Genomic DNA, 12,522 nt, shown 5'->3' with positions numbered 1-12,522 from the left:
TATATATATATTAAAATCTTAATAAATCGATTAATAGTGGCATTTACCACACTCTAAACCTCCCATTTGCGCTGCAGTTAATTTCTCTACACCGTATTTTTTAGAAAGCTCAGCATGAATTTTGTCATAGTAAGCATTACCTTCCATCTTAACATCAGTTTTTCTATGGCAATCAACACACCATCCCATTGTTAATTTAGAGTATTGCTTCATGATTTCAAATTCCTGTACTGGTCCGTGACAAGTTTGACATTCAATACCTGCAACAGAAACGTGTTGTGAGTGGTTGAAGTAAACAAAGTCAGGTAAGTTGTGAATACGAACCCATTTTACAGGCATTGTTTTTCCAGTATAAGCTTGTTTAGTCTTATCCCATCCAACAGCATCATATAATTTTTGGATTTGAGCATCGTAGAATGCTTTGCTGTACTCAGGAGTAGCTGTAGTTTCGGCAACTTCAGAAATGTTTTTATGACAGTTCATACAAACATTTAAAGAAGGAATACCAGCTGTTTTACTTACACGAGCAGCAGAGTGGCAATATTTACAATTGATTTCATTATCACCAGCGTGAATTTTGTGAGAGTAGTGAATTGGCTGAATTGGCTCATAATTTTGATCTACCCCTACTTGCATTAAGTATCCGTAAACAAAATAACCACTAGCCAAAAGCAAGAAGATTGCAGTTACCAAAACCAAGAATTGATTTTTAGCGAAAGCTTTCCAGATTGGAAGTCTTGCTTCTTTTGGAGCAATCTCAATACCGTTTTTATTTGCAACTTTAGTCAAAACTTTGTTTACCATAAACAACATCACAACTAAAATAGCCATTACAAGAGCAAGAGCTCCTAATATAATGTTATTTGAAATAGCACCACTTTCTACATTAGTCCCAGGAGGTGTAGCAGCATTTCCTGGTGCCGCAGCAGGCTCAGCCTTAGGCTCAGAAGTATACGCTATAATATTATCAATATCTCCTTCAGACAATTGAGGAAACGAAGTCATAACAGCTTTGTTATTTTCCTCAAAAAGTTTAACAGCAACAGGATCACCTGACTTAATCATGTCAGAACTGTTATGCACCCACTTGTAAATCCAAGCCATATCATGCTTACCAGCAACTCCCCTTAAAGCAGGACCGGTTGATTTAGCATCTAATTTGTGACATGCAGCGCAATTTGCATTAAAAAGTTCTTTCCCTTTTACTGGATCACCGCCTCCTGCAGCTGGAGCAGCCGCAGCAGCCTCAGGCGCCGCCGGAGCAGCAGCTTCTTGAGCAAATGAAGTTAGGGAGAAAATTAACGTTAGCGATAAGCCAAGCAGCAATTTTCTTGAGATCGAATTATGGTTACCCACCTTTTTCATATAGTATAAATAATTGTCTACTAATTTTTGGTATGATTTTTTCTGTACTAAATCCAGCAAAAACCTATACCCTCTTTTAAAACTTGCACAAAAATACGACTTATGAGCTATTCTCAAAACCTTAAAATAGTCTTAATTATCAATTTATATCAATTCTAAATAATATTAAAATTTTACACTCAAACTTTAAATAGTATTTTTGCATAAAAACCATCACATTATGAGAATTTTAAGTCCTTCAAAAAGCCTTTTATTAACAATTACAACGATTGCTTTCGCACACAATATTAATGCTCAAGACCAAAATTTAACACTAAATCAAGATCCTAAATTTGAGCAATTACTAAACGAGAAGCGCAAAATTAACACGTCGATAAATACAAACGACACCTATAGAATTCAAATCTTTAGCGGCAAAAGCGATGAAGCAAAAAAAACGTTATCTGATTTCAAAAGAGAAAATTCTGATATTGACGGAACCATTATTTTCAGCACTCCAAATTATAAAGTAATTGTTGGAAATTTTAAAACCAGAATAGAAGCTGAAAGAAATTTAGCAGAAATCAAAAAAAGATACAAAAGCGTTTTCTTACTTAAACCCGGAAAATGATTCATGCAGAAACAAAAAAAGCGAGATATAAAAATCTCGCTTTTTTGTTTCTATTTCTGAATTACAGCTTTTAAATCTAATTTACCACTTTGATGCCGCTCGCCAAAAATCGTATTTCTTCTTTTGGCATTTTAATGGCATCTATTTCTGCCTTTGTTTTCTTCGCATCTTTTGCATAATGTTTAAGTTCTTCAACCGATGTTACTTTCTTTTCAGCATTTCCTTCCAAAACTACATTTTTACCTTTTAATGCAGTAGGCACAAAAAAAGCGTAATCTTTCATTTTTACAAAGAAGGATTCACCATTCTCTGTTTTAAGAGTTATCCAGCATCCTTTTTTTGGACAGACATCCGTTACTTCACCTTTTACTGCAATTCCTTCTATTGTTTTTGCAGTTTTTAATTCACCTTCTAGTTTTTCAACAGAAATAGCTTTATTTATTACAGCTCCAGTAACATCTGTACCATAATAATCACCAACCAACGCATTTCCTACTGGTGGAGCAGGTTTTTCAACATTTTCTTGCGAAAAAGATAATGTCGTAAAACTTATAAAAAATAAGGTTGTGTATATTAAAATTCTTTTCATTTTTATATTATTTATACCCAAAAATAATATTAAATTTTGAGATATCATTCTAAATTTAAAATCACTATCTTTTATTCTAAATTTAAAATCACTATCTTTTATTCTGAATTAGAATCTAAAATCCCCTGCAATTCTTTTTTAACATCATTCCAGTCAGCTAGAAAACCCGAATTACCCCAAAGACATTCAACAGCTGCCTGCCCCATAGCCCTTCCCATTTTAACATCACTATACCAATGTACATTGCAAACAATACGACTCTCACCAAAGTCATGTCCGCGCTTTAAAATCTCTTTTTCTTTTCCAGGGAAAAGCTTAATTAAAACCAATGACCACGCCCAGCCAACAGCAGCATGGCCAGAAGGAAACGAACCAACTTTATACAATATATTTTCTTGATCGGGAGTACAAGTTTTTTGATTATTCATCATAAATGGCCTTTCCCTTTTGTAATGATTTTTAGCCGCATAAGTAGACAATCCTGCATCTGTCATCACCCTTCGCATTAATACATAAAGTTTAGGGGTTTTTGACTCACTAATCTGCAAACCTATAATTGATTCAAATGATTTAACCGCAAAAGGAAAAGACAAGTCTGCATCTCTAGCCGCTTGCAAAAAACGTTCTTCATCTTTAGATTCCAAAGCTTTTCTCGCATATTCTAAATCTAATTCAAAAAGACTTGAGTTGTGTTTCGGAGGGGGCGACAGCAAAAGAAGGCTGTTCGGCATTTCCGCTTCAGACAAATATCCTTCTAGTAAGGCGGGCATTATTTCTCTTAACTGTTGAACATTTGTAAAATTACCACCTGAATTCCTTGATTTAAAACAACTGCCAAAAATTGCATTCACAATATGATTTATACTTACCCTCATATAAACACAAATATTTCATCCAACAAACTATTCTATTCCCTGCAATTACACTCCAGAAAAATAAAAGAAAATTACTACACAAAGAAACGAACAATCTCCCAACCAAAACCAATGTCAATCCTCCATTTAGGTTTCATATTATAAAATGAAACACATTTCTAAAAGATCAATTTCTAACATCATCAAAACTCTAAAACAAAAAAAGTCCCAATTTGCATTGGGACTTTTAAATATATAATCGAATATTATTTCAATTTCTTTTTAATTGCTACTTCGTGGTAAGCTTCGATAACATCATTAATTTCGATATCATTAAATCCTTTTATCTGGATACCACAATCATAACCTTTAGTCACTTCTTTAACATCGTCTTTGAAACGTTTCAAGGCAACTAATTCACCTGTATGAACAACAACTCCATCTCTAATAACTCTAATTTTAGAAGTTCTCAAGATTTTACCGTCAGTTACCATACATCCAGCAATTGAACCTACTTTAGAAATTTTGAAAATTTCACGAATTTCAGCATTACCTAAAACTTCTTCTTTCATTTCTGGAGCTAACATTCCTTCCATAGCGTCTTTCAAGTCATCGATAGCTGCATAGATAATAGAATAGTAACGGATATCGATTTCTTCTTTATCAGCAAGCTGTCTAGCATTTCCAGCTGGACGAACGTTAAATCCAATAATGATTGCATCTGATGCAGAAGCCAAGTTAACATCGGTTTCTGTAATTGCACCAACTCCTTTGTGGATAATATTGATTTGAACCTCTTCTGTAGAAAGTTTTGAGAACGAATCTGATAATGCTTCAACAGATCCATCCACGTCCCCTTTAAGGATTACGTTTAGCTCTTTAAACTGACCAAGAGCAATACGACGTCCGATCTCGTCAAGAGTAATATGTCTTTGTGTACGAACTGATTGTTCACGCATTAATTGAGAACGTTTAGACGCAATTTGTTTTGCCTCTTTTTCGTCTTCAAATACATTAAACTTATCACCCGCTGTTGGAGCTCCATCTAAACCTAAAACAGATACTGGAGTCGAAGGACCAGCTGATAAAATCGTATGCCCTCTTTCATCATGCATCGCTTTAACTTTTCCATGATTTTTACCAGCCAACATATAATCCCCAATTTTCAAAGTACCTTGCTGTACTAGAATTGTTGACACGTATCCTTTTCCTTTATCTAAGTAAGCTTCAACAACAGTTCCTTGAGCCGCTTTATTTGGATTTGCTTTTAGATCTAAAATCTCTGCCTCTAATAAAACTTTCTCTAATAATTCTTTAACTCCTGTTCCGACTTTTGCAGAAATATCATGTGACTGAATTTTTCCACCCCAATCTTCAACAAGTAAATTCATACCAGCCAAACGCTCTTTAATTTTATCAACATTAGCATTTGGTTTATCAATTTTATTGATTGCAAATATAATTGGTACTCCCGCAGCCTGTGCGTGAGAAATAGCCTCTTTTGTTTGTGGCATGATATCATCATCCGCCGCTACTACGATAATAGCAATATCTGTAACTTGAGCTCCACGTGCACGCATCGCGGTAAACGCCTCGTGACCAGGAGTATCTAAGAACGCAATTTTTTGTCCGTTATCTAATGTAACTCCATATGCTCCAATATGCTGAGTAATACCTCCAGACTCACCAGCAATAACATTTTCTTTACGAATATAATCCAGTAAAGATGTTTTACCGTGGTCAACGTGCCCCATTACTGTCACAATTGGCGCTCTAGTTACTAAATCTTCTTCTTTGTCTTCTACAACTTCAATCGCTTCTTCGATATCTACTGTAATAAACTCAACATCATAACCAAATTCATCAGCAACGATAGTTAAAGTTTCAGCATCTAGACGCTGGTTCATGGTAACCATGATACCAAGAGACATACAAGTTCCAATTACTTTAGTAATCGGCACATCCATCATGATTGCAATTTCACCTACAGTAACAAACTCAGTAACTTTAATTGTTTTACTTCCTTCGTCAAGTGCTCTTTGCTCATCATCAGATTTCTGACGGTGTGTTTCTCTTTTATCTCTTCTATATTTTGCCGCTTTAGATTTTCCTCCTTTACCTTGAAGTTTTTCAAGAGTTTCTCTAATTTGGTTTTTTACTTCTTCTTCTGTTGGCTCAACTTTAGCCACAATTGCAGGACGGTTTCCTTTTACAAAACCTGGTCTTTGGCTTCTGTTAGCATTAAAACCTCCTCCATTGTTATTTTGAGCTGGCTTGTTCGGATTTGGTGTTCCAGGCGTATTGCCTGTAACAGGTTTTGGCGCACCAGGCATACCCGGTTTTGGACCAATTCTTTTACGCTTGTTCTTATTGGCGTTATTATTATTCCCAACTCCAGGAGCTCCAGGTTTATTCTGAGCCGCTTTAGGATCTTCTTTCTTTTTCTTAGGCTTATTAAATTGAGATAAATCAATTGTCTGACCTGTAAGAGTTGTTCCAGTAAGCTTTTGATATTGCGTAGTAATAGTTTCCTCTGAAGTTGTTGGATCAGTAGACACAATAGGCTCCTGCGCAACTTTAGATTCTGCTTTAACTTCTTTTTTCTCAGTAATAATAGGTTCTTCTTTTTTAGTTTCAGAAACAGGAGTTGAAACAACTGGTTCAGATTTTACTGTTTCATTTTGAACAGGTTTTTCTGGCTGCACAGCAGCAGCAACTTTTGGTTCTTCAACCTTAGCTGCTTCCTCAGAAGGAGTAACCGCAGGTTTTTTTGGATTCAAGTCAATTTTACCAACTTGTACAGGTCCCGAAACAACAGCTCTTGCTTTAATTATTTCTTGCTGTTTTAGACGCTCTTCTTCTTGTCTGCGTTTGTCTTCAATTTCTTTCTCACGTTCTACACGTAATGCCTCTTTTTCCTTTCTTTTTTCTTCTCCAACCTCTTTAGAAGCCTCCTTATTCCCCTTATCGCCCGCAAATTGGCTTTGAAGGATATTAAATTCCGTGTCAGAAATTTTCGCATTAGGATTTGCATCAATAGCAATTCCTTTATCTTTTAGATAATCCACAGCTCTTTCTAACGAAATATTTAATTCCCTTAAAACCTTGTTTATTCTTATTACTCTCTCTTCAGACATATAACCTTTTTATTATTACCTTTTTCGTTGTGTTGTTAGAGCAGATGCAAGCTTATTGCTTAACTATCAAACTCTTCTTTTAGTATCTTCATAACATCTAGAATTGTTTCCTCTTCTAAATCTGTTCTTCTTACTAAATCTTCTACGTCGTGTTTTAAAATACTTTTTGCAGTATCTAAACCTATTTTTGCAAACTCTTCAATTACCCACTCTTCAATTTCATCTGAAAACTCTGTTAATTCAACATCATCTTCATCTGCAACGGTTCCAGCGATATCTCCTTCACGTATAACATCTAATTCATAACCAGTCAACTGACCTGCTAATTTAATGTTGTGACCACCTCTACCAATTGCTTTTGAAACTTCTTCTAATTTCAAGAACACTTCAGCTCTTTTGTTTTCTTCATCAATTTTTATAGAAGAAACTTTTGCTGGGCTTAATGCTCTTGTAATAAATAATTGAATATTGTTTGTATAATTGATTACATCAATATTTTCATTTCCAAGCTCACGAACAATTCCGTGAATACGAGAACCTTTCATTCCAACGCAAGCTCCAACTGGATCAATTCTATCATCATAAGAATCAACAGCTACTTTTGCTTTTTCGCCCGGAATACGAACTACATTTTTCACTGTAATTAGTCCGTCGAAAACTTCTGGAATTTCTTGCTCAAATAATTTTTCCAAGAACTTCTCAGAAGTTCTTGACATAATAATCTGAGGCTTGTTCCCTTTTAATTCAACGCTTTCAATAATTCCACGAACATTATCTCCTTTACGGAAGAAATCTGATGGAATTTGTTTTTCCTTTGGAAGCACAATTTCATTTCCTTCATCATCCACTAAGATAACTACTCTTGGACGTACGTGGTGTACTTCAGCTGTATAAATATCACCGATAATATCTTTAAACTGCTTGTATAAGTTTGTATTATCGTGTTCGTGAATTTTAGATATAAGATTCTGACGAAGCGCTAAGATAGCTCTTCTTCCTAAATCAATCAATTTTACTTCTTCAGAAACTTCTTCACCAATTTCAAAATCCGCCTCAATTTTTCTTGCTTCAGTCAATGTAATTTCCTCATTTTCAAAATCAAGATCCTCATCGGCAACAATTACTCTTCTTCTCCAGATTTCCATATCACCTTTATCAGGGTTTATAATGATATCGAAATTTTCATCTGAACCGTATTTTTTCTTTAATGCATTTCTAAATACGTCCTCTAAAATTGCCATAAGCGTTACACGATCAATAAGTTTATTATCTTTAAACTCTGAGAATGAATCGATTAATGCTAAATTTTCCATGCGAATTTTTTAATTAAAATTAAAATGTTACCGTAACAACTGCCTCTTTAATTTCTGTATAAGGTATTTGTTGCTCTTTTTGAACTGTTTCTTTTCCTTTTCCTACTTTTTTCGGTTCTCTTGCTTTCCAAGACAAAATTATAAAAACATCATTAGCTTCTACCAATTCCGCTTCGATTTTTTCTGTATTTGTGGTAACAATCAGCGTTCTACCAACATTTTTCTTGTATTGTCTTATCATTTTAAGAGGAGTTCCGACTCCAACCGATGCTACTTCAAGCGAGAAATCCTGTTCTTCACGATCAAGATTATTCTCGATTGCGCGACTGATATCTATACAGTCTTGCAGCGCCACTCCATTATCTCCGTCTAAACCAACACTAATCTTAAAAGAATCCGAAACAGCCAGATCAACCAAAAAGATTGATGGTTTTTCCAGAAGAGCTTCCGTAATTAATCCGTTTACTTTTTCTTTAAATGTCATAATTTTATAAAAAGAGGGGACACTTAGTCCCCTCATTATTTAGATTTTAATAAATAACAGTGCAAATATAGTGATTTTTTTATAAATCAAATAAATTGATTGCTCTAAAATAATTTCTTATCTTTATTATAGCATTAAAACGCGAATTATTCATAATTTTTAACCCTCAAAATCATGAAACGAATTTTAGTACCTACCGACTTCTCAGAACATGCAGAAGACGCTTTAAGAGTTGCGGCTCAAATCGCAAAAAAGAACAATTCTGAACTCATTCTTCTTCATATGCTAGAATTGCCACAGCAATCAAACGACGCTATATTGGGAGGAACCAGCATTCCTGAAACCATGCTTTTTATGAAGAAAGCAAACGAAACGCTAGACGAAGTTGCCTCTAGAGATTATCTAGAAGGAATTCCGGTAACTGAAATTGTAAAAATGGACAAACCCATACACGGTATTACCCAAATAAGCAAAGATTACGACATTGATCTAATTATTATGGGCTCTCATGGATCTTCTGGCGTCGAAGAACTCCTAATAGGCTCAAATACAGAAAAAGTAGTTAGAAACTCAGAAATCCCTGTTTTAGTCATCAAGAAAAATATTCCAAATTTTAATGCATCCAACATTGTTTTTGCTTCTGATTTTTCAGATGAGGCAAAAAAACCATTTGAAAAACTTTTAAATTTCACCAAACTATTTGATTCAAAACTACACTTAGTCACCATTTGCACACCCAACAGCTTCAAACCAACTCATGTTAGCGAAAAAGCAATGAACGATTTTGTAGAGGAATTTAATATCACCAATTACACAACTCAAATTTACAACGACACCAATATCGAAAAAGGAATCATCAATTTCTCAAACAAAATAGACGCTGATGTTATCGGAATGTGCACACATGGCAGAACTGGTTTTGCACACTTCTTTAATGGAAGCATCAGCGAAGGCTTGGTCAATCACGCCGTTAAACCCGTTATAACTTTAAAAATCTAACATGATTATTTTTTCTCCTTAAAGCTTCTCCAGTGAGAAGCTTTTTTTATGCAAAAAAAATGAGCTTCTCAACAAAGTTTAACTGAGCTTTTCAACAAAACGGTCAATCCATTTAATGCGGAAATTTGTCAAATAAAAATTCATTAAAAACAACAAAATGAAAACAATAGACAAAATTTACATCAATGGAGAATTTGTTACTCCAAAAGGAACTGAATATTTCGACCTTATTAGCCCAGTAACAAATGAAAAATTAGGAAAAGTTCTTTTGGGCAATACCGAAGACACTCAAAACGCAATCGAAGCAGCGAAAAATGCCTTTAAAACTTTTTCTAAAACAACACCTTCAGAAAGAATCCAATATCTTGAAAAAATCAAATCTTCTGTTGAAAAAAGGAAAGATGACTTTATTAATATAATGACAGAAGAATACGGAGGCACATTTCAGTTTGCCAGTGTAAGCTACGATTACATGCTGAAGAGCTTTGACTCCGCAATCAATCTCCTCAACTCTTACAGCTTTATCAAAACAATGGGCGAATCTGAAGTTCAAATGACACCCATAGGCGTTGTTGGAATTATTATTCCGTGGAATTCGAGCAATGCCTTCATTTGCAGCAAGCTATCTACAGCAATTGCAGCAGGATGTACAACCGTAATTAAACCTAGCGAAATGAGCGCTCAACAGACTCAATTAATGATCGAATGTTTACACGATGCACAACTTCCAAAGGGAATTGTAAATATTGTAAATGGATTAGGAGAAATAGTTGGTGCCGAAATAAGCAGAAATCCAGATATTTCTAAAATTTCTTTTACAGGATCAACAAACGTTGGAAAAATTATTGCAAAAGAAGCCATCAACACCATGAAAAGAGTTACCCTTGAACTTGGCGGAAAATCTCCAAATATTATTCTAGATGATGCAGATTTCTCAAAAGCTATTCCGCTTGCCATTGGCGCAGCATTTATGAATAGCGGACAAGCATGTATTGCCGGAACTAGATTATTAATCCCAGAAAACAAATTAGACGAAGTAAAATCTCTTATTAAAGAAACGATTCCAAACTTCATTGTGGGAGACCCAAAAAATCCAAACACTGCAGTTGGCCCAATGGTTAGCGAAAAACAATTTAACCGTGTTCAAGACTATATTCAGACCGGAATTAACGAAGGCGCAGAAATATTAATTGGCGGACTGGGAAAACCAGAAGGACTTGAAAGCGGGAATTTCGTAAAACCAACTGTTTTTATCAACGTAAACAATCAGATGCGTATAGCAAGAGAAGAAATATTCGGCCCTGTTCTGTCTGTCATTACTTACAAAACAGAAGAAGAAGCCATTGAAACTGCCAATGACACCACTTATGGTTTGCAAGCCTATGTAAGTTCGTCAGATTCAAAAAGAGCACATAATATCGCTTCGCAAATTAATGCTGGCCGTGTTCAGATTAACGGAATTGGCCATGATCCAATGGCTCCTTTTGGCGGATTTAAACAATCCGGAATCGGGCGCGAATTTGGAACACTTGGCTTAGAAGCCTATTTAGAACCAAGAGCTCTGATTCAGCCAAAATAATCTTCACCAATCTGGGAATCTTTCCGTTTAAAGATTTCCAGATCTTTTAGTATTTTTACAATATGAGCATAAAACCACATACAAAACCCAAAATTCTCTACTCGTGCTACTATTCACGAAGTCGCGAAGGCGAGCATTTTATTCCCGAACATGTTTTCAGCTATCAGATTTCTGGCGAAATGATCGCTTCAGACAGCAAAAATACTTTTCACTCAAAAGCAGGAGATTTTCGCTTTAGCAGAAGAAATCATTTGGCAAAGTTCACTAAGATTCCGCCAGAAGGAGGAGAATTTAAAACCATTTCTCTTTTTTTGGATCAGGAAATTTTAAAAGAAATAAGCAAGGAGTACAATTTGAAAGCTGACAAAAAAGCCGACACAGAAGCCATGTTTTCACTAGCACCTAACCCGCTTTATAAATCCTTCATGGAATCGCTGATTTCTTATCTTGAAGTCGAAGAAGAGAACAATGAAACTTTGTTCAATTTAAAAATCAAGGAAGCCATTCATCTTTTATTGAAAGCAAATCCAGAATTAAAGGACATCTTGTTTGATTTTAACGAACCTGGAAAAATCGATCTTGAAGCTTTTATGAACAAGAATTTTCATTTCAATGTTCAAATGCAACGATTTGCTTATCTGACCGGAAGAAGCTTGGCCACATTCAAAAGAGATTTTCAAAAAGTATTTCAGGAAACACCTGGAAAATGGCTCTTAAACAAAAGGCTCCAAGAAGCCTATTATTTAATCAGTCAAGGAAATCCGCCATCTGAAGTATATATTGGCGTTGGCTTTGAAGATCTTTCGCACTTTTCATTTTCATTTAAAAAGAAATTTGGAATAGTTCCTTCTTCTTTAAATCATAAATAGACATCCTACAATATACCTCCCAGAATACGCCTTTCACAATAAGCTCCCCGTGGTTAAAACCACGGGCTATGTTAAAATAAAACTCGGAAAACCTCACCGACAAAGCTTTGCGAACTCAGCATTCTTAAAAAAGACTTAGCGCACTTTGCGAATACCTTAGCGTACTTTGCGTTAAAAAACCTATAATTGAAGCATAAAAAAAAGCCCCCCATTTCTGAGAGGCTTTTCTGTTGGTCTACTAGGACTCGAACCTAGAAAGACGGCACCAAAAACCGTAGTGTTACCATTACACCATAGACCAGCAGTGCGGTTAAGCGGGTGCAAAATTAAAACTTTATTTAATTTATGCAAATTTTAAAGAAAACTTTTTCAAATAAAAAAGCCTCTCATTTCTGAGAGGCTTTTTCTGTTGGTCTACTAGGACTCGAACCTAGAAAGACGGCACCAAAAACCGTAGTGTTACCATTACACCATAGACCAGCAGTGCTGTAAAGCGAGTGCAAATTTAAGTCTTTATTTAGTTTGTGCAAACTTTTTGGCCAAAAAAAATCATTTTTTTTGATTTTTTTCACATTCAAATCCGCTTCAATATTAAAAACTCCTCATAGACAACGCATTACTTATTGCGTATTGTTTTATAGAATTTTTTGTTAATGCTCGTTTCTTTACATAAAAAAACATTTTCTTTGTAGGATAGAAAAACATTCAAATTTTTAACACCTA

At 35.1% G+C, this 12,522-nt stretch carries 10 protein-coding genes and 2 tRNA genes; 4 read left to right on the top strand and 8 right to left on the bottom strand.

Going from position 1 to position 12,522, the window contains the following annotated elements; genetic code table 11:
* Positions 1 to 30: 30 nt before the first annotated feature.
* Positions 31 to 1,365, bottom strand: a complete 1,335-nt coding sequence (locus GR162_RS03100) for a c-type cytochrome (protein ID WP_160781222.1) — start codon at positions 1,363 to 1,365, stop codon at positions 31 to 33.
* Between the two features lie 220 nt (positions 1,366 to 1,585).
* Here GR162_RS03100 and GR162_RS03095 point away from each other — a divergent pair, with 220 nt between their 5' ends.
* Positions 1,586 to 1,975, top strand: coding sequence for an SPOR domain-containing protein (locus tag GR162_RS03095; RefSeq protein WP_111368026.1), 390 nt, complete (start codon positions 1,586 to 1,588; stop codon positions 1,973 to 1,975).
* Between the two features lie 76 nt (positions 1,976 to 2,051).
* Here GR162_RS03095 and GR162_RS03090 read toward each other — a convergent pair whose 3' ends face one another.
* The 5 genes from GR162_RS03090 to rimP all read right to left on the bottom strand — a co-directional run bounded on the left by GR162_RS03090 (position 2,052) and on the right by rimP (position 8,352).
* Positions 2,052 to 2,564: a DUF4920 domain-containing protein gene (locus GR162_RS03090; RefSeq protein WP_160780947.1), complete on the bottom strand. Its 513-nt coding sequence runs from the start codon at positions 2,562 to 2,564 to the stop codon at positions 2,052 to 2,054.
* A 98-nt stretch (positions 2,565 to 2,662) separates the two neighbouring features.
* Positions 2,663 to 3,439, bottom strand: a complete 777-nt coding sequence (locus GR162_RS03085; RefSeq protein ID WP_160780946.1) for a phosphatase PAP2 family protein — start codon at positions 3,437 to 3,439, stop codon at positions 2,663 to 2,665.
* Between the two features lie 245 nt (positions 3,440 to 3,684).
* Entirely contained in the window at positions 3,685 to 6,555 is a 2,871-nt protein-coding gene (gene infB, locus GR162_RS03080; protein WP_160780945.1) for a translation initiation factor IF-2, read from the bottom strand.
* Between the two features lie 59 nt (positions 6,556 to 6,614).
* Complete coding sequence (nusA, locus tag GR162_RS03075) at positions 6,615 to 7,868, bottom strand: transcription termination factor NusA (RefSeq protein ID WP_008466828.1); 1,254 nt, start codon at positions 7,866 to 7,868, stop codon at positions 6,615 to 6,617.
* A 19-nt stretch (positions 7,869 to 7,887) separates the two neighbouring features.
* Positions 7,888 to 8,352 carry a ribosome assembly cofactor RimP gene (rimP, locus tag GR162_RS03070; RefSeq protein ID WP_008466827.1) on the bottom strand — a complete coding sequence of 155 codons (465 nt, stop codon included), beginning with the start codon at positions 8,350 to 8,352 and terminating at the stop codon, positions 7,888 to 7,890.
* A 174-nt stretch (positions 8,353 to 8,526) separates the two neighbouring features.
* Between rimP and GR162_RS03065 the strand changes: the two genes are divergently transcribed.
* The 3 genes from GR162_RS03065 (at position 8,527) to GR162_RS03055 (ending at position 11,799) form a co-directional block, all read left to right on the top strand.
* Positions 8,527 to 9,351 (top strand): universal stress protein, encoded by an 825-nt coding sequence (locus GR162_RS03065; protein ID WP_008466826.1) that lies wholly within the window; start codon positions 8,527 to 8,529, stop codon positions 9,349 to 9,351.
* A 157-nt stretch (positions 9,352 to 9,508) separates the two neighbouring features.
* Positions 9,509 to 10,930: an aldehyde dehydrogenase family protein gene (locus GR162_RS03060; RefSeq protein ID WP_160780944.1), complete on the top strand. Its 1,422-nt coding sequence runs from the start codon at positions 9,509 to 9,511 to the stop codon at positions 10,928 to 10,930.
* 62 nt (positions 10,931 to 10,992) lie between these two features.
* Positions 10,993 to 11,799, top strand: a complete 807-nt coding sequence (locus tag GR162_RS03055; protein ID WP_160780943.1) for an AraC family transcriptional regulator — start codon at positions 10,993 to 10,995, stop codon at positions 11,797 to 11,799.
* 230 nt (positions 11,800 to 12,029) lie between these two features.
* On the opposite strand, the gene GR162_RS03050 is transcribed toward GR162_RS03055, so the two are convergent.
* Positions 12,030 to 12,100: transfer RNA gene (locus tag GR162_RS03050), tRNA-Gln, on the bottom strand.
* A gap of 108 nt (positions 12,101 to 12,208) precedes the next feature.
* Positions 12,209 to 12,279, bottom strand: a tRNA-Gln gene (locus tag GR162_RS03045).
* Positions 12,280 to 12,522: the final 243 nt, after the last annotated feature.

The organism is Flavobacterium sp. HBTb2-11-1, from assembly GCF_009826975.1.
Lineage (GTDB): Bacteria > Bacteroidota > Bacteroidia > Flavobacteriales > Flavobacteriaceae > Flavobacterium.
The sequence above is the reverse complement of the archived record's forward strand: the minus strand, read 5'-3'. Positions and strand labels throughout refer to the sequence as shown.